Source organism: Luteibacter aegosomatissinici (assembly GCF_023078495.1).
Lineage (GTDB): Bacteria > Pseudomonadota > Gammaproteobacteria > Xanthomonadales > Rhodanobacteraceae > Luteibacter > Luteibacter aegosomatissinici.
Genome location: NZ_CP095742.1, coordinates 4520474 through 4541987 on the forward strand (window position 1 = coordinate 4520474; position 21514 = coordinate 4541987).

The window sequence follows — 21514 nt, forward strand, 5'->3', positions numbered from 1 at the left end:
GCCACGCACGGACGTGTCGCTGCGACGTTTCCGCCGGTGGCTGCCGGCGGCCGCTCTTGCCACACTGGCGCTGTATGCCGGTGACGGGCGCGCTCAGCTTCATCCTGGTGAAAACGCCGCGGCCACGCTCACGGTGGCCGACGCCACGAAGACCTCCGATCACCCGGCGTTCGTCGCCACGCTGTCGCGCCTTGCGCCGTCGCGCGGGCAGATGTCCCCCGCCGAGCAGATGCACCTGGCCTACCTGGAAGCCTGGCAACTGGCCTACGCGGGCGATCATGCGAAGGCCACCCCCGCGCTGGCACGCATTGCCGACCAGGCGCCCGACAAGGTCCTGCGCCTGCGTGCCACCGCCACGCTGGTGAACATCCTCGGCGTGGGCAGGCATTACCAGGACGCCTTCGTCCGCCTGGATGCCATGGTGGCCGCCCTCCCGGGCGTCGAGGATGACCATGCGCGCTACCAGGCGCTGGCCGAAGCAGCGCAGTTGCTGATCATGGCGGGCCAGTACGACCTGGCACGTGACTACGCGGCGCGCGCCATCGCCATCGCCGATACGCCATCGAGCATCTGCAAGAGCAACGCCATCGATGTGCATGCGCTGTACCGCGGTGGCCGGATCGACGGCGATGACAGCCGGTTCACCCAGTGGGTGGCCGAGTGCGAGCACGCAGGTGAGCTGATCGCCGCCAACGAGTTGCGTGCCGACATCGCCGACAGCGCCATCCGTCGCGGCCATCCGCTCACCGCGATTTCCCTGCTCGATCACTACTATGCATCGGTCCTGCACGATGCCCAGCCCATGCAGGTATCGCAGTACGAGGCGCTGCTTGCGCGCGCGCAATGGCAGGCCGGCAACACGTCACTCGCCGACCGCTACGCCCTCGCGGCTATACATTCATCCGTCCCCGGTGAATTTTCCGATCCATACGTATCGGCGACGGAGACGGCTTACCTGGTCGCGAAGAAGCGTGGCGACTGGCGCTCGGCCACGCTATGGCTCGAACGGCATGCCGAAGCCGACAAGGCGCACCTCGATGATGTCGGCGCACGCGCGCTGGCGTACCAGATGGTGAAGCAGGAGGTCGCGGCCAGCCGCACCGAAGCGGACACGCTGGACAAGCAAAACCAGATCCTCCACCTGCAACGGGAGGCGGATAAGCACGATGCCGAAACCAGCCGGCTCTATTTCCTGCTTTCACTCATGACCACGGGCGGTATCGTCCTGTGGCTGATCCGCACCCGGCGCTCACAGCGGCGGTTCATGCGCCTGGCGCGCCACGACAGCCTCACGGGCATCAGCAACCGGCAGCACTTCGTGGACCAGTGCACGGCAGCGCTCGTGGAGGGCTCACGCATTGCGGAGCCCATCGCACTCGTGCTTTTCGACCTGGATCATTTCAAGCAGATCAACGATACCCATGGCCATGCCGAAGGCGATTGGGTGCTGCTTCGCGTGGCGGCCGAGTGCCGGGATTGCCTGGGTGACGACGATGTCTTCGGTCGTCTCGGTGGCGAGGAGTTCGCCGTATTGCTGCGCAACGCCACGAAGGAACAAGCCCGCGAGCGCGCCGAGCGCATGCGCGTCGCCATCGGCGAACCTTCGGGTGAACATCGCACCATTGTTCGCGCCACGGCGAGCTTCGGCGTCGCGAGCACCACGACCTTCGGCTACGACCTTGACCGGTTGCTGATGAAGGCGGACGAAGCCATGTATGCGGCGAAGGCCGCAGGCCGCGACCAGGTCACCGTGGCAACCTGACGGTCACGGTGACACCGTCGCCATCGGGGCGGTTGGCGATATCCAGGGTGCCGTGATGGTCGGCCACGATATCGCGGACGATGGATAAACCGAGGCCCACACTGCCAGGGCGATCGTTGCGTGCGGTATCGAGCCGCACGAAGGGCTCGGTAATGTCGTCCAGCCGATCTTCCGGGATGACCGCACCATCGTTGCTGATGGCGATGCGAATGAACGCGCCATCGGTTTCGGCCGTCGCTCGCACTGCCGTGCCGTACTGCACGGCATTGTCGATCAGGTTGGCCATGGCGCGCTGGATCGCATTGGGCCGGCAGGTGGCCACGGCCTCATCCACGCCTTCGTACGCCACGTCTTCACCGCCATCGGCATAGTCATCGCACAGCGCCTGCAGCAGGGCCGCTACATCCACCGGTTCGCGCGGCTCGGCATCGGAGGCATCGCGCAGGTAGGCCAGGGCCGAGTCCACCATCACCCGCATATGCCCTACATCGCGGAGCAGGCGGCCATGCAGCGGCCCCGGCTCGGCGGTCTGCAGTACCAGCTGCATGCGGGTCAACGGAGTCCGCAGGTCATGGCTCACCGCCGCGAGCATGCGAGTGCGATCGTTCAACGCGCGGGTCACGCGCTCCTGCATGCGGTTGAAGGCGGTCGCCGCCCGCTGGATTTCCAGCGGCCCCTCCTCCGCCAACGGCTCCACGGCCATGTCGCGGCCGAAGGCATCGGCGCTGTCCGAAAGCCGGCGCAGCGGACGGATGACTCGCCACACGGCCCAGGTCGACATCGCCGCGACACCGACACACATGAAAAGTACGGCGCCCACGAAGGGAAAGGTCAGGTGCGGCTGCCGCGGCGTCGCGCTGGGCGTACGCATGGCCAGGGTCTGCTCGCCCATGCGCACGAGCACCTGCGTGGCCGTCTGTTCCGGTGCCCCGCTGCATACGCGGACGGTCGCCGGACCCATGCCTGGCGAAAGGCCTTCGTTGAGCACGTCTTCCAGTTCGCGCGTCGCGTTGCTCAGCTCATCGCACACCGGTGGAGCCACGAGCAGGCGCGCCTCGGTGAGCGGGGCATGCGGCGCGGCGAGGATCGCGGGATAGTCGCGCGCGGGGACATCGCGCAAGGTATCTACCAGTGCCTCGACACGGTACGCCGCCTGCCAGGGCCATGGCGGTGCCGGCGGCACATGCGGGTAAAGCAGCATCAGCAGTAACAGGAACAGGCAAAACGTGAGAGCCGATGCGCTCGCCACGATCGCGAGGATCTGGCCAATGGTGGAGGAGAAGAAGCGGCGCATCACGCCTGGACCACGTCGGCGTGCAGCACATAGCCATCCGCACGCACCGTGCGGATGGGATTATCCAGCGGATCGTGCGTGGCCAGCTTGCGGCGCAGGCGGCTCACCAGCAGGTCCACCGAACGCGCCGAAATCGGAAACGCTTCGCCGCGGGTCAGCGCGATCAGCTCATCGCGTGACAACACCTGGCGCGGGTGCTTGCACAGTGCGAGCAGCAGGTCGGTCTCGGTGCCGGTCAACAGTATGCGCACGCCGGCCGCCGAACGGACGAATCGGCGGTAGGGAAAGAACGAGAAGCCCGCGAATCGCAGCACCGTGTCGCCGTTGTCGGCCGCAGGCACGCCACCCGCCGGCACGGCGTCGCCAGCCGGACGCCGCAACATGGCGCGTACGCGGGCAAGCAGTTCGCGCAGGTCGAATGGCTTCGTGACGTAATCGTCCGCGCCCATCTCCAGCCCCACGACCTTGTCGGTGGCCTCGCCCAGCGCAGTGAGCATGATGATGCGCGGGCCGCCCTTCGCGCGGATCCGCCGGCACACCTCGAGCCCATCCATGCCGGGCAACATCACATCGAGCAGCACGAGGTCGAAGCCAGGCGCCTCGAGTTGCCGCATCGCCTGCTCACCGGTCTCGGCCTCATCCACCACGTAACCCTTGCCGCGCAGGAATTCCGCCAGCGTGCCGCGAATCTCGGCATCGTCTTCCACAAGGAGGAGGTGGGCTGCTTGCACGTCATTTCCAGCGAAGGTTCGCGTCATTCTGCGATAACAGCACCCGCGAGACTACTGTTAACCGGCTTCATGTCGAAACTGACACAGTGTGTCTTTTAGCATCAATATCAACAAGTTACATTGACGCACAAGCGCATGGGGCGCACCTTGCCGGCATCGTCCCCGATCTGATGCCACGCCATGCCCACGCCTGCTGCACTACCGCCTGCCCCCGCCCGCCGCCCTCGCCGCCTTTGGCCCTGGCTGTTACTGGTCGTCGCGATCGTCGCCGCGATCATCGTGTGGCGCGTACTCGGTAGTGCCGCGGAGCCCAGGGGCATGCGCCAGGCCAGCACCTCCGTGGGCGTCGCCAAGGCCACGGTGGGGGATATCCCGGTCACGCTGAATTCGCTTGGCACGGTCACCTCGCTCGCGACGGCCACCGTGAAGTCGCAGATCAACGGCTATCTCACGGATATCCCGTTCAAGGAAGGCCAGGTCGTGAAGAAGGGCGACGTACTGGCCCAGGTCGATCCGCGGCCGTATGAAGTGGCGCTGGCGCAGTACCAGGGCCAGCTGCAGCGCGACCAGGCCCTGCTCGAGAACGCCCGACTCGACTACAAGCGCTACCAGCAGCTCGCGGCGCAGGACTCGACGTCGAAGCAGACCGTCGATACCGCGCTGGCGACCGTGCACCAGTACGAAGGCACGGTACGTACCGACCAGGCGCAGGTGGACAGCGAAAAGCTCAATCTCACCTATGCGCGCATTGTCTCGCCGATCAATGGCCGGGTAGGCCTGCGCCAGGTGGATGTGGGCAACTATGTGACCTCATCCGATACGGACGGTGTGGCGGTGGTGACGCAGACCGACCCCATCTCGGTCGTGTTCACGCTCCCGGAAGATGACCTGTCGCAGGTGCTGGCGCCAAGCGATGACGGGAAGGCCCGTACCGTGACCGCGTGGGACCGCACGTTTTCCACCCAGCTTTCCAGCGGCACGCTCGACACCATCGATAACCAGGTCGATACATCGACGGGCACCGTCAAGCTGCGCGCCATGTTCGCCAACCCCAAGGGGGCGCTGTTCCCCAACCAGTTCGTCAACGCGACCTTGCTCGTCCGCACGCTGCAGAACGTGGTGACGATCCCGAGCACGGCGGTACAGACCGGCTCGCCCGGCACCTTCGTCTACCTGTTGAAGGACGACCACACGGTCGCGCTGCGCAAGGTCACGCTGGGCCCCTCGGCCAATGGGAACGTCGCCGTGACGGCGGGCCTCGCCGCGGGCGACACGGTCGTCGTCGACGGCGCCGACCACCTGAGCGATGGGGCCAAGGTCACGGTGCCAGGCAGCGGGCAGGCCACCGGCAGGGGCAAGGCCCATGAGAAGGCCAACGCCACGGCCGCCCCATGAATCCGTCCCGCCTGTTCATCCTCCGCCCGGTGGCGACGACGCTGCTGATGGCAGCCTTGCTGGTCGTTGGCATCGTCGCCTACCGCTTCCTGCCGCTATCGGCCCTGCCGTCGGTGGAATACGCCACCATCCAGGTGCAGACGTTTTACCCGGGCGCCAGCCCGGATGTGATGACCTCGGCCGTTACCGCGCCGCTGGAAACCCAGCTGGGTACGATGGCGGGCCTGAAGCAGATGTCATCGAACTCGTCGTCGGGTGCCTCGGTGGTCACGCTGCAATTCGACATGGACGTGTCGCTGGACCTGGCCGAGCAGGAGGTGCAGGCGGCGATCAACGCGGCCAGCAACCTGCTGCCCTCCGACCTGCCCGCCCCGCCGGTGTATGCCAAGGTGAACCCGGCGGATGCGCCGATCATGACCCTGGCGATCACCTCGCCCACCATGCCGCTGACCCAGGTGCAGACGCTGACCGACCAGCGCATCGCCCAGAAGATCTCGCAGATGGCCGGCGTGGGCCTCGTCACCCTAAGCGGCGGCAACAAGCCCGCCATCCGCGTGCAGGCGAACATCCGCGCCATGTCGGCATACGGGCTGAACATCGACGACCTGCGCACCACGCTGGATAACATCAACGTCAACACGCCGAAGGGTTCGGTGGATGGCCCATCGCGTGCCTACACCATCGATGCGAACGACCAGATCCAGGATCCGAACGATTACCTGGATACCGTGATCGCGTACAAGAACGGCCGCCCGGTGCATCTTCGTGACGTGGCGACCGTGGTACAGGGCGCCGAGAACGAGGAACTCGGGGCGTGGATGAACACCACGCCAGCCATCATCCTCAACGTGCAGCGCCAATCCGGCGCCAACGTGATCAAGGTCGTCGATGCGATCAAGGCCTCGCTGCCGCAGTGGGAAGCCAGCCTGCCTTCGTCGGTCCATGTCGCCGTGCTCACCGATCGCACCAACACGATCCGCGCCTCGGTCGAGGATGTGGAGTTCGAACTGGCGCTGGCCGTCGGCCTGGTCGTCATGGTGATCTTCCTGTTCCTGCGTAACGTACGCGCCACGATCATCCCCAGCCTTTCCGTGCCGTTGTCGCTGGTCGGCACGTTCGCCGCGATGTACCTGTGGGGCTTCAGCCTGGATAACCTGTCGCTGATGGCGCTCACCATCGCCACCGGCTTCGTCGTCGACGACGCGATCGTGGTGATCGAGAACATCAGCCGCTACATCGAACAGGGCATGCGGCCCATGGAGGCGGCGCTGAAGGGCTCGGGGGAGATCGGCTTCACGATCATCTCGCTGACCATATCGCTGCTGGCCGTGCTGATCCCGCTGTTCTTCATGAGCGATGTGATCGGCCGGTTGTTCTTCGAGTTCGCCGTCACGCTGGCCGTCACGATCGTCATCTCCGCGGTGGTCTCGCTAACCCTGGTGCCGATGCTCTGTGCACGCCTGCTTCGCCACCACCCCGCACCCCAGGCCGTTGCCAACGCGCCGGCCAAGAAGAGTTGGTTCGATCGTATCGTGGGCGCCTACGACCGCACGCTCACCATCGCGCTCGACCACATGTGGGTGACGCTGGGCGTGGCCATCGGTTCGGTGCTGATCACCGCCATGCTGTACCTGGTCGTGCCCAAGGGCTTTTTCCCCAGCCAGGATACGGGGGTGATCCAGGGCATCACCCAGGCGAACCAGTCCATTTCCTACGCCGACATGCGCAAGCGCCAGGTGGCGCTGGCCGAGGCGGTGCTGAAGGACCCGGACGTGGTGAGACTCTCGTCATTCATTGGCGTGGACGGCACCAACGCCACGCTCAATTCCGGCCGCTTCCAGATCAACCTGAAGCCCAAGGATGAGCGCAGCGCGCCTATCGACGATGTGATCCGCCGCTTGCAGGAAGAGACCCGTGATGTCACCGGCATCACCCTGTACATGCAGCCCGTTCAGGATCTCACTGTCGATACCCAGGTGAGCGCGACGCAGTACCAGTTCATTCTTTCCAACCCGACCCAGTCCGAGTTGTCCGCATGGACGCCGAAGCTCCTTGCCGAGCTGCGCAAGTCCGATGTGCTGACCGATGTCACCGCCGACCTGAAAGACAACGGCCTCGCCGCGACCGTGCAGGTGGACCGGGCCAGCGCCGCGCGTTTTGGCATCACACTGGCGACGATCGATAACGCGCTGTACGACAACTTCGGCCAGCGCATCGTCAGCACGGTATTCACCCAGTCGAGCCAGATGCGCGTGATCCTGCAGATGGACCCGGCGGGCAACCGCGGCCTGAAGACGCTGGATTCGATCTACCTTCCGTCGTCGACATCCGACAGTGGCCAGGTGCCTTTGTCGGCCATCGCCAAGGTCGTGGTCGATCACAAACCGATACAGGTAGGCCACCTCGCTCAGTTCCCGGCCACCACCGTGTCGTTCAATCTCGCACCGGGCGCATCGCTGGGCAGCGCCGCGGATGCGGTGCGTGAGGCGCAGAAGGCCATTGCGCTGCCGGATAGCTTTGGCCTGAACTTCCAGGGCGCACTGGATGCGTTCCAGTCGTCGCTCTCCAACGAGCTTTGGCTGGTACTGGCCGCCGTACTGGTGATGTACGTGGTGCTTGGCGTGCTCTACGAGAGCTTCATCCACCCGCTCACCATCCTCTCCACCTTGCCTTCCGCCGGCATCGGTGCCCTGCTCGCCATGGAGGTGACCGGTTCCGATCTGGACATCATCGGGATCATCGGCCTGGTGCTGCTGATCGGCATCGTGAAGAAAAACGCGATCATGATGATCGACTTCGCGTTGAGCGCCGAGCGCGACGAAGGCCTCGCACCCCGTGACGCGATCCACCAGGCGGCCCTGCTCCGCTTGCGCCCCATCCTGATGACCACCATGGCGGCGCTGATCTCCGCCGTGCCGCTCGCGCTGGGAACGGGTAGCGGCTCCGAGCTTCGCCATCCGCTGGGCGTCGCCATGATCGGCGGCTTGCTGGTGAGCCAGTTGCTCACGCTGTTCACCACGCCGGCCGTGTACCTCGCGCTGGACCTGGGCGCACGCAAGCTGCGTGAGCGCGGCTACGTGCTCGATCCGGCCGAGGGCGGCGCATGAACCTCAGTGCCCCCTTCATCCGGCGCCCGGTCGGCACGTTGCTGCTGACCGCGGCCATCGCGGTCGCGGGCGCCATTGCGTTTCGCTTCCTCCCGGTGGCGCCCCTACCGAACGTCGATTACCCGACGATCCGCGTGCAGGCGCAGATGGCCGGTGCGAGTGCGGAGACGATGGCGGCGACGGTGGCGGCGCCGCTGGAACGCCGGCTGGGCCAGATCGCCGATGTGACCGAAATGACCTCGACCAGCAGCACCGGCACATCGAGCATCATCATGCAGTTCGGGCTGGATCGCGATATCGAAGGCGCGGCGCGGGACGTGGAGGCGGCGATCAACGGCGCACGCGCCGACCTGCCCGCTTCGCTGCGCTCCAACCCCACGTACCGCAAGTTCAACCCGGCCGATGCGCCGATCATGATCCTGTCCATGACGTCGAAGAACCTGACGGCGGGGCAGTTGTACGACCAGGCCTCGAACATCCTGCAGCAGCGCCTGTTGCAGGTGCAGGGCGTGGGCAATGTCGACCTCAACGGCGGTTCGCTACCGGCGGTGCGTGTCGAGCTCAATCCGGGCAAGGTATTCAAGTACGGGCTCGGCCTCGAGGACGTGCGCGCCGCACTTTCCGCGGCCAACGCCAATAGCGCGAAGGGCGTGGTGAATGACGGCACGCTCCGCTATCAGCTCTACGCGAACGACCAGGCCACCGAGGCAAAGGATTACCGTGACCTGGTGATTGCGTGGCGCGATGGGCGGCCGGTGCACCTGTCCGATGTGGCGGACGTGGATGATTCCGTCGAAAGCCTGCGCAACGAAGGCCTCGTCAACGGCCAGCACGGCATCCTGCTGTTCATCTTCAAGCAGCCCGGCGGCAACATCGTCGATACGGTGGACCATATCCGCGCGGTGCTGCCGCAGCTCGAAGCCGCCCTGCCGCAGGGGACGAAGCTGGCGATCTCCAGCGACCGCAGCAGCACCATTCGCGCGTCACTATCCCACACCGAACTGACCCTGGTCGTCGCGGTGGTACTCGTCGTCCTGGTGGTGCTGGCGTTCCTCCGCGACTGGCGCTCCACCATCATCCCCGCCGTGGCCGTACCCGTGTCGATCCTGGGCACCTTCGGCATCATGCGCCTGTGCGGTTACACGCTGGATAACCTCTCCCTGATGGCACTGACCATCGCCACCGGCTTCGTGGTGGATGATGCGATCGTGGTGCTGGAGAACATCACCCGCCATCGCGAGGCCGGCATCCCCCGGGTGCAGGCGGCACTGAAGGGCGCCAGCGAGGTGGGTTTCACCGTACTGTCGATGAGCCTTTCGCTGGTCGCCGTATTCCTGCCCATCGTGCTCCTGGGCGACATCGTGGGGCGATTATTCCGCGAGTTCGCCATGGTTCTCACCTTGGCGATCGGCCTCTCGCTGGTGCTGGCGCTGACTACCACACCCATGCTCTGCTCCCTGATGTTGCGCGATCGCCCCCACCGCGAACCGGGCCGTGTATCGCGCTGGGTCGGTGGCGGCATCGACAAGGTGTTCGTGCTTTACCAGCGCACGCTGCATCGTGCCCTGGCACATCCGTTCCCTGTCCTGATGACCTTCTTCCTCACGATCGCCGCGTCCGTGGCCATGTTCATCGTGGTGCCGAAGACCCTGTTCCCGCAGCAGGATACCGGCGTGATGATGGGCGGCATCCGCGCGGACGAAAGCACGTCCTTCCAGGCCATGCGCAAGAAGCTGATGCAGGCCCAGGCCATCGTCCAGGCCGACCCCGCCGTGCAGAACGTACTCGGTTTCACCGGTGGGCGCGGCACGAGCACGGCCAACGTCAACGTGACCCTCAAGCCGCTGGATGAGCGCAATGCCTCCGCGTTCGAGGTGATGGCGCGGCTGCGGCCCAAGCTGGCGAAGATCCCGGGGGCGACACTCATGATGTTCCCGATGCAGGACCTTTCCATCGGCGGCCGGCAGAGCTTCGCCCAGTTCCAGTACACGCTGCAGTCCGACGACAGCACGCTGCTGCGCGAGTGGTCGCAAAAGCTGCTTGATGCGCTGAAGAAGAACAAGCTACTGGTGGACGTGAGCTCGGACCAGCAGACCGGTGGCCTGGAAACGAAGCTTGAACTGGACCGCCCGACGATCGCGCGCCTTGGCCTTACCCCCGACATCATCGATGCCACGCTTTACGACGCTTTCGGCGAGCGGACGGTATCCACCATCTACAAAGCGCAGAACCAGTACCACGTGGTCATGGAGCTGGCCCCGAAATACCTGCAGGATCCGTCGTCCGTGCGTGGCGTGTACATCAGCAGCTCGGGCGAAAAGGCCAACGGCACGTCCTCGACCAATGCGACGTCCAACACGGTGAGTTCCTCGGCGCGTACGACCACGACCAGCGCATCGGTCACCAACGCGGCGACGAACAGCATTTCGACCAGCGGTGGAACCTCGAGTGGTGCCGCCGTGAGCACGGGCGCCAGCACCATGGTGCCGCTCACGGCCTTTGCGAAGCTGACCGACGCCAAGACGCCCGTGCAGGTGAACCACCAGGGCCAGGCCGTGGCGGCCACCCTCTCGTTCAACCTGGCACCCGGCGCCAACCTGGAAGATGCCACCGCGGCGATCGAGCAGGCGACGCAGGATATCCGCATGCCGGTCGCCATCCACGGCTCATTCAGCGGCACGGCGGGGCGCTCGCAATCGATCATCGCCACCATGCCGTTGCTCATCGGTGCGGCGCTGCTCGCGGTCTATGCGGTGCTTGGTGTGTTGTACGAGAGCTACGTGCATCCGCTCACGATCCTTTCCACGCTGCCGTCGGCCGGCGTCGGCGCCGTGCTTGCACTGCTGCTGACCAACACGGAGTTCAGCGTGATCGCCCTCATCGGCGTGTTCCTGCTGATCGGTATCGTGAAGAAGAACGCGATCATGATGGTGGACTTCGCCCTGGATGCCGAGCGCAACGAGGGCCTCGCGCCGCTGGAGGCGATCGAGAAGGCCTGCCTGTTGCGCTTCCGGCCCATCCTCATGACCACCTGCGCCGCGTTGCTCGGCGCCCTGCCGCTGGTGCTCGACCATGGCATGGGCTCGGAACTGCGCCGGCCGCTGGGCATCTCGATCATCGGTGGCCTCGTGGTGAGCCAGTTGCTCACCCTCTACACCACCCCCGTCATCTACCTGTACATCGACCGCGCCCGCCACCGCTCCAGGGGCTTCTGGCACCGGGTATTCCCGGGCACGGCCCTCCCGGAAACCACCGCATGAACACCATGATCCGCACCCTCTCCGTGACCGCGCTCACGGCCGCGCTCGCCGCGTGTGCCGTCGGCCCTGATTACGTGCGCCCTTCCGCACCCACGCCGGTCGCCTTCAAGGAGGCGCCCCAGGGATGGCAGGCGGCGCAGCCTGGTGATGGCACCGCCCGTGGCGCCTGGTGGACCGTATACGGCGACAAGGATCTGGACGACCTGATGGCGCAGGTCGCCATCAACAACCAGAACCTAAAGGCCTATGCGGCGGCGTACCGGCAAGCCACGGCCGTGGTCGCCGAAGCGCGATCGGGCTACTCACCGACCGTGGCGCTCTCCCCGACGGCGACCCGGCAGCGATCCAGCAGCACCACCGGTGCTGCGACCACGCGCTCGTCGCGCTCGGTGGAGCTCAGCGGCTCGTGGGAACCGGACCTTTGGGGCAAGGTACGCCGGCAGGTCGAAAGCGATAAGGCCGCCGCGCAGGCCAGCGCGGCGGAACTCGCCGACCTGACCCTTTCGGCGCAGGCCGAACTGGTCACCGACTACATGGAACTGCGTTACCAGGACTCCCTGGCACAGTTGCTCGATGAAACCACGAAGGCGTACGAGCGCAGCCTCACGATCACCCAGAACCAATATACGGCGGGTACCGTATCGCGCGCGGATGTGATCACAGCGCAAACCCAGCTTGCGACGGCACGCGCTTCGGCCATCGCCACGGGGCAGCTGCGCGCGCAGTACGAGCACGCCATCGCGTTGCTGGTCGGCAAGCCACCGTCGGAAGTCTCGATCGCCGTACGCCCACTGGCGATCACCTTGCCGGAGGTGCCCGGCATCGTCCCGTCCACCCTGTTGCAACGCCGCCCCGATATCGCCGAAGCAGAACGCACCATGCAGCAACAGAACGCGTTGATCGGCGTCGCCCAGGCGGCGTGGTATCCCACGCTGAGCCTGACCGGTGAAGCAGGCTATTCCGGCCTTGGCAAACTCTTCAGCGCAAGCAACGCGATCTGGTCGCTGGCGGCATCGGCAAGCGAGACGCTGATCGACGGTGGCGCGCGTTCGGCCCAGGTCGCGGCGGCCCGCGCCTCGTATGACCAGAGCGTCGCCAACTACCGGCAGACCGTACTCGCCGCATTCCAGGACGTGGAGGACGAGCTTTCGTCGATCCGGGTCCTGGGCAACCAGGCCGTTGCCCAGGATGACGCGTTGCGCCTGGCGCGACAGGCCGAAACCGTCGCCCGCAACGAATACCAGGCCGGTACCGTGGATTACACAACGGTCGTGACGGCACAGGCCACCGCGCTTTCCAACGCACAGGCCTCGCTGCAGGTTCGCCGCGACCGCTTGCTGGCCAGTGCCAGCCTCATTCGCGCACTCGGCGGTGGCTGGTCGGACGCCGACCTTCCACTGGCGGACGCTAAGCCACGCGGTGCAGCGCAGCCATGAGCGCATCGATATAGGTACGGCTCGCCCTGAGCGTGGTGCCGTCGCGCAGGCGCAGCACGGCGTCACGGTTGGGCCGGGGTAGCATCTCGGCCACCTGGTCCACGCGGACGATGGCCGAGCGATGCACCCGCTGGAAACGGACCGGATCCAGCTTCCTTGCCAGTTCCTGGAGCGATTCGCGCAGGAGATGGCGCTGGCCGTTGGCATGCAGCGCCGCATAGTCACCGTCGGCCTCGATCCAGGTGACTGCACCGACCTCTACGAAGGAAAGCCGCGTGCCCACCCGGATGGCGAAGTGTTCGGCAAGCGCGGGCCGGGTATCGCTCCCCAGCTTACGGCGAACGCGGTCCAGCGCCTCGCTGAAGCGCTCATCGTCGATCGGCTTCAGCAGGTAATCGACGGCCTCGAGCTCGAAGGCACGTATGGCGAACGTGTCGTGCGCCGTCAACAACACGGCGAGCGGTCGTTCCGCGCGGGGAATGGCCGCCAGCCCATCGAGTCCATTGAGCCCTGGCATCTGCACGTCGATGATGGCGACATCGACCCGGTCGCGGCGCAATGCCGCAAGGCCATACCCATCCGCGCACTCATCGACCACATGCACATCGTGCTCGGCACGCAGCCGGGCGAGCACACCACTACGCGCCAGTGGCTCATCATCGACCACAGCGACGCGGATCACGTGGCAGCCTCCATCCCGGACCCGGCAACAGCCCACGGCAACCTGATGTGTACGCGCCACCGGCCGTTCTCGGGGCCGGCGACGACGCGATGGCTGCCGGGGTAGAGCGCCTCAAGCCGGGCACGCACGTTCGCCAGGCCAACCCCCACGGCACCCTCCGTGACCTCGACCACATCGTTGATCACGGTCACCCGCAGCTCGTCGCCATCGCCTTCGACACGGATGACGATCGTGCCAGGTGCAGTGCGCGGTGCGATGCCATGACGCACCGCGTTCTCGACCAGCGGCTGCATCAGCAGGTAGGGCACGCGTGCCTCGAGCGTACCCGGCGCGGTATAGGTCTCGATGTGCAGGCGTTCGCCGAGACGCGCCTTCTCGATATCCAGATACGCGGCCGTCAGGGCGATCTCGTCAGCCACCGCGTGTTCGTGGCCCGGAATCTCCTCCAGCGTCGTACGCAGGAAGTCACCAAGCCGGGCGATCATCCGCGTCGCGTCACGCGGACGCTCGTCGCGCACCAGGGCCGAGATGGCGTTGAGCGTGTTGAACAGGAAGTGTGGCTGAAGCTGGTAACGCAGGGCACGCAATTCGGCATCGCGCGCGGCCTGCGCGGCCTGGTGAAGTCGTTCGCCTTCAAGGGCCAGCGCGGCCCGGTGCAGCACGATCGCCTGGAAGCCGCAGAAGGCGATAAGCGCAAGCCAGCACCCGTCAAGACCACCGAAGATCCAGGCCGCACCGGCCTGTGCCCGCATTTTCTCGCTGGCAATGAAGTTCAGCGCCAGCAGCGCGTTACCGACGGACATGGCGTAGGTCACCGGCAGGAGCACGCCCGCCATCGCCCACCAGCCGGCGCCCCGCCGCCACAGCCAGCGTTGCAGCCAGCCCAGCGGCACGATCCAGAACAGGTAAGCCAGCGCGTAGAACAAGCGAAACGCGAGCACGCGCTCGTCCGCCAGCGCAGGCAGGCTCATCACCATCATGCAGCCCAGTATGGGCAAGCCCGCGACCCACGCCATGGCCGGCGACAGCGTGACGCTGCGATCTACGCGCATGGCTACCTCACTCGCCCCTCAGAAGTTCGACGAGTAAAGCATGGCCGCGATCTTCCAGCCATCGTCGGTGCGAACCATCTGCCAGGTCTCGGCGCCACGATTCTGCACCTTGCCATCGAGCAGGAACTCAAAGTCAAAGTACACGATGCCTACGGCACCATCGGTTTCGATCCGTACATCGTGGAAGCGCTCCTCGAGAGAGGATGTGTTGTTGCCCACGAAGTCGGCGAACTTGCCCGGCGTACTCGTGTGGTAACGCGGCGCATCGGGCTTTTTTGCATGCACCGTCTTCAGCCCCTCGGGGCCGAGCGCCTCGATCCACGACGACTCGGGGACGAAGAGCCCGCCAAGCGTCTTGCCGTCGTGCGCCTTGAGCGCGCCCTGGAACGTGCTTACCACTTTCTCGATCTCGGCCTTGGACGTGTCGGCGGCAGCGGCGGGCCCGGCGATGAGGGCGAGGGCAACCATGAGTGGTACGGTCTTCATGCGGCGGGGCTCCTGTGGGGTTGAACGAGGAGACCACCCACAAGGCAACGCCGCCAGAGGTCTGGCGGCGAGCCGTTTGATCTGAGCGCCGGGGCGTTTCCCAACGGGCCGGACCCATCGCAGCTTCCCCGGTAGCACCGGGGTAGCGCCGCGATTAGTTGAGGCAGCCCGGCAGGCCGTCGTAGATCGAGACGTTAGTCATCGGCAGCTTCGCATGGAGCGGATCCTCCCCCTTGGCCAGCTCGTAGAACGCATCGACGGAGGTATCCCGGGCGAGCAGCAGCTTGCACTTGAAGGTCTTGGCGGTGACCTGCACGGCACCGGTCTTGGCATTCACCTTGGCGCGGCTTCCGGCGAACGTCCACAGGCACTGCTTGAAGGCGTTCTTGCCGGTATCGACCGAGCAGCGCAGCTGCATGGGGCGTAGATTGCTGAATTCACCTTCACAGAAGGTATCGCCGCACACCTTGTCGAAGGCTGCATTGAGGCGGGCTTCCGCTTCGAAGAAGCGATCCATGCCGGCCTCGGACGTGGGCCAGTCGGTCGCATCGACGAAACGCTCAGGAGGAACATCGGCGGCAAAGGCCGATGCCGAGGCAGTGAGGAACATGACAGCGAGGGTGGTGCGAAGCATCGTGATGGCTCCGTGGTTGAGGAGCTGTCATTTCAGCGAGTTCACGGGTTCGGGTATGCCGGTGGAAGGCAGGCCCTCGCGTAGCGATCCGGCGCACATCCTTGTAGGGGTGCCGCGACATGCACGGCATCGGTGCCGTGACATGCGCCATGTCGCGGCACCGACGCCGTGGCGGTTACAGCCAGCGCTTGTAGCGGCGGATGTACAGCGTCTTCACCAGCTGGGTCAGCACGCAGTAGCTCACCAGGGTGAGCGCCAGCCAGCCGAAGTAGGCACCGGGCAGCGGCATCATCCCGATCCGGGCGCCCAGCGGCGAGAACGGAATGTAGATGCCGATCACCATGATCAGGCCGGTCAGCGCCAGCACCGGGGCCGACGCCATGCTGCGCACGAACGGGATGCGCCGCGTGCGGATCATATGCACCACCAGGGTCTGCGAGAGCAGGCCCTCGATGAACCAGCCCGACTGGAACAGCGACTGGTGCGCCACATCGTTGGCCCCGAACACATGCCACATCAGCCAGAACGTGGTGATATCGAACACCGAGCTCACCGGGCCGATCCAGGCCATGAATCGGCCGATATCACCCGCATCCCACTTGCGCGGCACGCGCAGGTATTCCTCATCCATGCGATCGAACGGAATGGAAAGCTGGGACAGGTCGTACAGCAGGTTCTGCACCAGGATCTGCAGGGGCAGCATCGGCAGGAACGGCAGGAACGCACTCGCCACCAGCACGCTGAACACGTTGCCGAAGTTCGAGCTGGCCGTCATCTTGATGTACTTCATGATGTTGCCAAAGGTGACGCGGCCTTCGACCACACCCTCTTCCAGCACCATCAGGTTCTTTTCCAGCAGGATGATATCCGCCGATTCCTTCGCGATATCCGTGGCGGTGTCCACCGAGATACCCACGTCGGCATCGCGCAGCGCGGGCGCATCGTTGATGCCGTCACCGAGGAAGCCCACGGTGTGGCCACGGCGCTGCAACGCCTTCACCACGCGCGCCTTCTGTACCGGGGACATCTTGGCAAAGATGGTGGTGGTCTCGACCATCGCATCCAGCGCTTCATCATCGAGCTGTTCGATGTCGCGGCCCAGGGCGGTGCCTGCCACATCCAGGCCGACCTCCGCGCAGATCTTCTTCGTCACCGCTTCGTTGTCGCCCGTAATCACCTTTACCGCCACGCCATGGTGGTTCAGTGCGCGGATAGCGGTGGCCGCCGAATCCTTTGGCGGATCGAGGAAGGCCAGGCAGCCCACGGCGGTGAGACCCGATTCATCGGCCACGCTGTACGCGCGATCGCCGATCGGATCGCGGCGTACGGCCACGATGAGCACGCGCAAGCCATCCTCATTGAGGCGGCGGGTCATCGCGCGGATCTCCGCACGCTTCTCTTCCGTCATCGGCTCCACGTCGCCGCCGATGCGTGCCTCTGTGCAGATCGCCAGCATTTCCTCGACGGCGCCCTTGCAGATCACGAGCTGCTCATACTCGCCATCGGTCACCACCACCGACATGCGGCGGCGCTGGAAATCGAACGGGATCTCGTCAACGATGCGAAAGCGGTGCGCGATGGTTTCCAGGTCGCGGTGCGACAGCACCGCCTTGTCCATGAGGTTGCGCAGGCCGGTCTGGAAGCGGCTGTTGAGGTAGCCCCACTCCAGCGCCTCGTCGGAGTCATCCCCGTCAAGATCGACGTGGCGCTCGAGCACGATCTTGTCCAGCGTGAGCGTGCCGGTCTTGTCGGTGCACAGCACGTCCATGGCGCCGAAGTTCTGGATCGCGTTCAGCCGCTTCACCACCACCTTGCGCTTCGACATGGCGATGGCGCCCTTGCCGAGGTTGGCGGTGACGATCAGCGGCAGCATCTCGGGGGTGAGGCCCACCGCGACGGACAGGCCGAACATGAAGGCGTCCAGCCAGTCGTGCTTATCGAAGCCGTTGATGAAGAAGACGATCGGCACCATCACCGCCATGAAGCGGATCAGCAGCCAGCTCACCGACGAGATGCCCTTGTCGAAGCTGGTCTGCACGCGCTCACCCGAAAGGGTGCGCGCCAGTGAGCCGAGGTAGGTGCGCGCGCCGGTAGCCAGCACCACGGCGGTGGCGGTGCCGGAGACGACGTTGGTGCCCATGTAGCACACGGTGGGCAGATCGAGCGGGCCACCCGAGTCACCCGCCACCGCCGCGTTGGGCGCGGCCTTCTCCACCGGAATGGATTCCCCGGTGAGGATGGCCTGGCTGATGAACAGATCCTTCGCCGCGATCAGGCGCAGATCGGCCGGGATCATGTCACCGGCGCCGAGATGGACGATATCGCCGACGACGAGTTCTTCCACCGGCACTTCAATCCGCTCGGCGTGCCCATCTTCCGCACGGCGGGTCACCGAGGCGGTGTTGCGCACCATCGCCTTCAGCTTCTCGGCTGCCTGCGAGGAGCGGTATTCCTGGGTGAAGGAAAGGATGACGCTGATGCCCACCATCACCGCGATGATGATGGGGCCGGTCAGGTCATCCGGCTCGGTCACCAGCTGCACCACGGCCAGCACCAGCAGCACGATGATGAAGGGGTTCTTGAACGCGTGCAGCAGCTGGATCGACCAGTGCGGCGGCTTCTCGTGGCCTACCTCATTGACGCCATCGCGATCGAGGCGCTCGGCGATGGCCTCTTCATCAAGGCCATCGATGCGGGAATCCAGCGCGCGCAGCAGCTCATCCGCCGGACGGAAGGCGTCCGCGGTCGCGTTGGTGAAGGTTTTGGCGGCGACGGCCGCCTGCGAGGTGTGGATCTTCATGGCTCGCTACCTGTCCGGTACATGGAACCCGGTGGGCGCGAGCGGCTTGCGGCCGCGGTTAGCCGAAAGCAGGCGCGCCGGCCCGGAGCCGACGTACGGAATTCTCGTTGATCGTGATGACAGACCGCGTACGCGGCGTCGTAGTGTCTATGTCGCTTTTCATGGCTGCGGCAGTTTGCCGTCAACCGGTTTCAACGAGCTTTCGGCCGTATCGAGCGAACGCGGGACCGTGATCGTGCGCTTCACCGGCTGGGCGATGGCGCGGCGACGGGCAAGAGCGAAGGCGAGACGGCGCCCGAACATGCGCGGGCTGGTCTTGTCGAGCTGAAGGTTCATGGCTCAATCCTCGAATAACGGTAGCCAACGGCTACCGACGAGGAGAGCCGGACTTTCCCTAGTAGGAGAAAGCGCCGGCCGACCGGGTGCGGTCGCCGCGGGCGATGTGGTTTTCAAACGCCGGGACCCGAAGCGAGCGGGAGCCGGCGCGTGTACTAGGGTGAACGTCCATATGCCTGGATAAGCGAAGGAGGGTGCCGCCCGGCACAAGCAGCCCGGGAAGCCGGACAATTGTCGCGCCGCAGCGCAGCAGGGTCAAGCGGGAAGCGAGCGGTTTTCGGCGATTCCCGCTTCGTATTCGGCAGCCTCGGCCAGCAGCCATTCACGCAGCCGGCTGAAGCCCGCGTGGGGCTCGGAACGCTTGGGGTACACGAGGTAATACGCCTCGGCCACGCGCATGCGCTCCTTGCACAGGACGGTCAGCGCGCCGCACTCGATCAGCGATCGGGCCATGACCAGGCGGCCCAGGGCGACCCCCAGTCCCTCGAGCACCGCACGCTGCAGGTGCTCGGTGTTGTCGAAGCGGGCCACGTAGCGCGAAGGCAGCGGCATGCCGAATTGTTCCGCCCAATCGTTCCATCGTCCTGATGGGTCGCCCAGCAGCGGCCAGCCCTTCAGCGAGGTGTCTGGCAGGCCGCCCATCTTGCGGACCAGCGAGGGACTGGCGATGGGAACGATGAATTCGCCGAACAGGCGCTCGGCCCTGGTGCGGGGCCATGAGCCCAGGCCATAGCGGAAGGCGCAGTCGATGGTCAGCTCACGATCGAAATCCACCACACCCACGGACGAATGCAGGCTGAGCTCCAGTTCGGGGTGGGCCGATACCAGGCGCGGCAAACGTGGCACCAGCCAGCTCGAGGCGACCGATGGCAGGACGCTCAGCGTCACCGAATCCTGGTGCCGCCCCTGGAAACGCCCCAGCGCATGCTCGATCCCTTCGAAATGGTGGCCGATCGCCTCAAGGAGATTGGCTCCGTCGGCGGTCAGCGTGACACCGCGCGGGCCGCGATCGAACAGGGAGCGGCCCAGGCGCTCCTCCAGGTTGCGGATCTGGTGGCTGAGGGCACTGACCGTAAGGTTCAGTTGCTCCGCGGCGCGCGCGAGCTTGCCCGTCCTGGCGACGAGCACGAACCCCTGGAGCAGACCGAGCGGCAGACGGGACACGTGAATTTCCCTCAAGTCCAGGTTGCAAACATATCGCTTTTTCAAGCCCCGCGAAAAGGCCAACCTTTAGTCCACCACAAGTCGCAGCAAACTGCGGCCTGCCAACCGACCAGGAGGGTGTCATGGCTTCGATCTTCACCGGCCTCGCCTTTATGCATGGCCATATCGTCGATAAGGAACTGGTGCTTGCGCTGGGAGCGCCCGAGCGCAAGGCAGACACCGGCAAGGGGCAACCGGTCACCTCCGAGACGGCGCCCGCGCCCACATCCCGCAACCGCCCTGCCCGCGCGAAGCCGGCAACCGGCGCGGCAATATCCAGCGCCTGCTGCTGAGACACAGCGTCGCGGTTGACGTGCTTCCAACCTTGCGTGGGCCATCATGGGGTTTTCGCCCCATGGAGGCATCCGCATGCAGCTTCGTCCCCTCGGCCGCTCTCCCCTCAAGGTCGCGCCCCTCGCCTTCGGCGGCAACGTCTTCGGATGGAGTGCCGACGAGGCGCGTTCATTCGAACTGCTCGATGCGTTCGTCGACCACGGCTTCAACCTGGTCGATACCGCCGATGCGTACTCCGCCTGGGTAGAAGGCAATGAGGGCGGCGAATCGGAAGCCATCATCGGCCGCTGGCTGAAACAAAGCGGCAAGCGCGACCGCGTGTTGATCGCCACGAAGGTCGCCAAATGGAAGCGCTACCCGGGGCTGTCGCCGACCAATATCCGCGAGGCCGTGGAAGATTCGTTGCGCCGCCTGCAGACCGACACCATCGATCTTTACCAGGCACATGAGGATGATCCGAAGGTGCCGCTCGAAGAGACGCTGCGCGCTTTCGACGACCTGGTAACGGCGGGCAAGGTCCGTGTCATCGGTGCCTCCAACTACGAGGCGCCGCGTCTCGCCGACGCACTCGCCACCAGTAAGGCCAAGGGCCTGGCACGTTACGAGTCGCTGCAGCCCGAATACAACCTCATGGACCGCAAAGGCTTCGAGGACACCTTGCAGCCGTTGTGCGTTCAGGAAGACGTTGGCGTGATCAGCTATTACTCACTGGCCAGCGGGTTCCTCAGCGGCAAGTACCGCAGCGACGCTGACCTCTCCAAAAGCACCGCCCGCGCCGCAAAGGTAAAGAACTACCTTAACGACCGCGGCATGCGTGTGCTTGCCGCCCTCGATCAGGTCGCCGAAGCGCACGGCTCGACACCGGCGCAGGTTTCGCTTGCCTGGGTAATGGCACAACCGTCGATCACTGCGGCGATCGCGAGCGCCACGACGGTAGAGCAGCTTGAAGACCTTGCGCGCTCGGCATCGCTGGAGCTCACTCGCGAGGAGTTGCAAAAGCTAACCGTGGCGAGCGAATCGAACTAAGGCAACCCTAATCGCG

Annotated in this window: 16 protein-coding genes; 7 read left to right on the forward strand and 9 right to left on the reverse strand. The window is 65.4% G+C overall.

The genetic code is table 11. The features are described 5' to 3' along the window. The first annotated feature begins 13 nt into the window (after positions 1-13). Complete coding sequence (locus tag L2Y97_RS20385; protein ID WP_247430309.1) at positions 14-1762, forward strand: GGDEF domain-containing protein; 1749 nt, start codon at positions 14-16, stop codon at positions 1760-1762. Here L2Y97_RS20385 and L2Y97_RS20390 read toward each other — a convergent pair. Together L2Y97_RS20390 and L2Y97_RS20395 are read right to left on the reverse strand one after the other, a co-directional pair. Beyond that, positions 1746-3056 (reverse strand): ATP-binding protein, encoded by a 1311-nt coding sequence (locus L2Y97_RS20390; RefSeq protein WP_247430312.1) that lies wholly within the window; start codon positions 3054-3056, stop codon positions 1746-1748. The two genes, L2Y97_RS20385 and L2Y97_RS20390, sit on opposite strands and share 17 nt — an antisense overlap. Further along, the gene (locus L2Y97_RS20395; protein WP_247430314.1) at positions 3056-3787 is read right to left on the reverse strand and encodes a response regulator transcription factor; all 732 of its coding nucleotides are present in this window, start codon (positions 3785-3787) and stop codon (positions 3056-3058) included. Before L2Y97_RS20395 ends, L2Y97_RS20390 begins: the two co-directional genes overlap by 1 nt. A 180-nt stretch (positions 3788-3967) precedes the next feature. Here L2Y97_RS20395 and L2Y97_RS20400 point away from each other — a divergent pair, with 180 nt between their 5' ends. Genes L2Y97_RS20400 through L2Y97_RS20415 form a run of 4 tightly spaced genes read left to right on the forward strand, consistent with a single transcriptional unit; the run spans position 3968 to position 12985 of the window. After that, positions 3968-5182 carry an MdtA/MuxA family multidrug efflux RND transporter periplasmic adaptor subunit gene (locus L2Y97_RS20400; protein WP_247430317.1) on the forward strand — a complete coding sequence of 405 codons (1215 nt, stop codon included), beginning with the start codon at positions 3968-3970 and terminating at the stop codon, positions 5180-5182. Continuing rightward, positions 5179-8289 (forward strand): efflux RND transporter permease subunit, encoded by a 3111-nt coding sequence (locus L2Y97_RS20405; protein ID WP_247430319.1) that lies wholly within the window; start codon positions 5179-5181, stop codon positions 8287-8289. The genes L2Y97_RS20400 and L2Y97_RS20405 overlap by 4 nt, the downstream gene beginning before the upstream one ends. Then, complete coding sequence (locus L2Y97_RS20410; protein ID WP_247430322.1) at positions 8286-11549, forward strand: efflux RND transporter permease subunit; 3264 nt, start codon at positions 8286-8288, stop codon at positions 11547-11549. Before L2Y97_RS20405 ends, L2Y97_RS20410 begins: the two co-directional genes overlap by 4 nt. Then, positions 11546-12985 carry an efflux transporter outer membrane subunit gene (locus tag L2Y97_RS20415; protein WP_247430325.1) on the forward strand — a complete coding sequence of 480 codons (1440 nt, stop codon included), beginning with the start codon at positions 11546-11548 and terminating at the stop codon, positions 12983-12985. The genes L2Y97_RS20410 and L2Y97_RS20415 overlap by 4 nt, the downstream gene beginning before the upstream one ends. On the opposite strand, the gene L2Y97_RS20420 is transcribed toward L2Y97_RS20415, so the two are convergent. The 7 genes from L2Y97_RS20420 to L2Y97_RS20450 form a co-directional block, all read right to left on the reverse strand. Beyond that, positions 12957-13667, reverse strand: a complete 711-nt coding sequence (locus L2Y97_RS20420) for a LytR/AlgR family response regulator transcription factor (protein ID WP_247430328.1) — start codon at positions 13665-13667, stop codon at positions 12957-12959. The genes L2Y97_RS20415 and L2Y97_RS20420 overlap by 29 nt on opposite strands. Beyond that, positions 13664-14719 carry a sensor histidine kinase gene (locus L2Y97_RS20425; protein WP_247430330.1) on the reverse strand — a complete coding sequence of 352 codons (1056 nt, stop codon included), beginning with the start codon at positions 14717-14719 and terminating at the stop codon, positions 13664-13666. Before L2Y97_RS20425 ends, L2Y97_RS20420 begins: the two co-directional genes overlap by 4 nt. A gap of 18 nt (positions 14720-14737) precedes the next feature. Beyond that, a complete protein-coding gene (locus L2Y97_RS20430; RefSeq protein WP_247430333.1) occupies positions 14738-15205 on the reverse strand; it encodes a nuclear transport factor 2 family protein in 468 nt (155 codons plus the stop codon). A 154-nt stretch (positions 15206-15359) separates the two neighbouring features. Beyond that, positions 15360-15839 (reverse strand): hypothetical protein, encoded by a 480-nt coding sequence (locus tag L2Y97_RS20435; RefSeq protein WP_247430336.1) that lies wholly within the window; start codon positions 15837-15839, stop codon positions 15360-15362. A gap of 175 nt (positions 15840-16014) precedes the next feature. Then, a complete protein-coding gene (gene mgtA / locus L2Y97_RS20440; protein ID WP_247430339.1) occupies positions 16015-18639 on the reverse strand; it encodes a magnesium-translocating P-type ATPase in 2625 nt (874 codons plus the stop codon). Positions 18640-18798: 159 nt separating this feature from the next. After that, a complete protein-coding gene (locus L2Y97_RS20445) occupies positions 18799-18975 on the reverse strand; it encodes a hypothetical protein (RefSeq protein WP_247430341.1) in 177 nt (58 codons plus the stop codon). A 255-nt stretch (positions 18976-19230) separates the two neighbouring features. Next, positions 19231-20139: a LysR substrate-binding domain-containing protein gene (locus L2Y97_RS20450; RefSeq protein WP_247430344.1), complete on the reverse strand. Its 909-nt coding sequence runs from the start codon at positions 20137-20139 to the stop codon at positions 19231-19233. A 122-nt stretch (positions 20140-20261) separates the two neighbouring features. Between L2Y97_RS20450 and L2Y97_RS20455 the strand changes: the two genes are divergently transcribed. Continuing rightward, complete coding sequence (locus L2Y97_RS20455; protein ID WP_247430347.1) at positions 20262-20471, forward strand: hypothetical protein; 210 nt, start codon at positions 20262-20264, stop codon at positions 20469-20471. A gap of 76 nt (positions 20472-20547) precedes the next feature. Continuing rightward, positions 20548-21498, forward strand: a complete 951-nt coding sequence (locus L2Y97_RS20460) for an aldo/keto reductase (RefSeq protein ID WP_247430350.1) — start codon at positions 20548-20550, stop codon at positions 21496-21498. Positions 21499-21514 lie beyond the last annotated feature (16 nt).

Bases quoted from the DNA above. Each gene is read 5' to 3' on its own strand.
- L2Y97_RS20445 (WP_247430341.1), bottom strand. From the start codon at position 18,975: ATGAACCTTCAGCTCGACAAGACCAGCCCGCGCATGTTCGGGCGCCGT.
- L2Y97_RS20410 (WP_247430322.1), top strand. From the start codon at position 8,286: ATGAACCTCAGTGCCCCCTTCATCCGGCGCCCGGTCGGCACGTTGCTG.
- L2Y97_RS20455 (WP_247430347.1), top strand. From the start codon at position 20,262: ATGGCTTCGATCTTCACCGGCCTCGCCTTTATGCATGGCCATATCGTC.
- L2Y97_RS20415 (WP_247430325.1), top strand. From the start codon at position 11,546: ATGAACACCATGATCCGCACCCTCTCCGTGACCGCGCTCACGGCCGCG.
- L2Y97_RS20435 (WP_247430336.1), bottom strand. From the start codon at position 15,839: ATGCTTCGCACCACCCTCGCTGTCATGTTCCTCACTGCCTCGGCATCG.
- L2Y97_RS20425 (WP_247430330.1), bottom strand. From the start codon at position 14,719: ATGCGCGTAGATCGCAGCGTCACGCTGTCGCCGGCCATGGCGTGGGTC.
- L2Y97_RS20390 (WP_247430312.1), bottom strand. From the start codon at position 3,056: ATGCGCCGCTTCTTCTCCTCCACCATTGGCCAGATCCTCGCGATCGTG.
- L2Y97_RS20430 (WP_247430333.1), bottom strand. From the start codon at position 15,205: ATGAAGACCGTACCACTCATGGTTGCCCTCGCCCTCATCGCCGGGCCC.
- mgtA (WP_247430339.1), bottom strand. From the start codon at position 18,639: ATGAAGATCCACACCTCGCAGGCGGCCGTCGCCGCCAAAACCTTCACC.
- L2Y97_RS20405 (WP_247430319.1), top strand. From the start codon at position 5,179: ATGAATCCGTCCCGCCTGTTCATCCTCCGCCCGGTGGCGACGACGCTG.
- L2Y97_RS20400 (WP_247430317.1), top strand. From the start codon at position 3,968: ATGCCCACGCCTGCTGCACTACCGCCTGCCCCCGCCCGCCGCCCTCGC.
- L2Y97_RS20460 (WP_247430350.1), top strand. From the start codon at position 20,548: ATGCAGCTTCGTCCCCTCGGCCGCTCTCCCCTCAAGGTCGCGCCCCTC.